General features: G+C 37.6%; 1 tRNA gene. It reads right to left on the reverse strand.

From position 1 onward, the window contains the following. Window positions 1–178: 178 nt before the first annotated feature. Window positions 179–254, reverse strand: a tRNA-Ala gene (locus tag H4J69_RS19790). Window positions 255–298 lie beyond the last annotated feature (44 nt).

A 298-nucleotide genomic window follows, 5' to 3' on the forward strand; every position in this document is an offset into this window, starting at 1 on the left:
TTATAAATATCTTATTTATATCAGCTTTCCAGATTGTTAAAGAACTCATTCTTAACGCGCATTCGGTTAAAAACGTGGTTTAAAAAACCAAACTTAACATGTTCATCAGAACAGTTTAAGTTTGGTCTCTTTCTTTATACGAAGAATCATAATGGTCTCTTATATTGTTGATATAAGATGGTGGAGCTATGCAGGATCGAACTGCAGACCTCCTGCGTGCAAGGCAGGCGCTCTCCCAGCTGAGCTATAGCCCCATCGGGATTCTTCTAATTTGTTATCATGTAATTTGTGTAGACAC

This window comes from Colwellia sp. BRX10-9, assembly GCF_014077405.1.
Lineage (GTDB): Bacteria > Pseudomonadota > Gammaproteobacteria > Enterobacterales > Alteromonadaceae > Colwellia_A.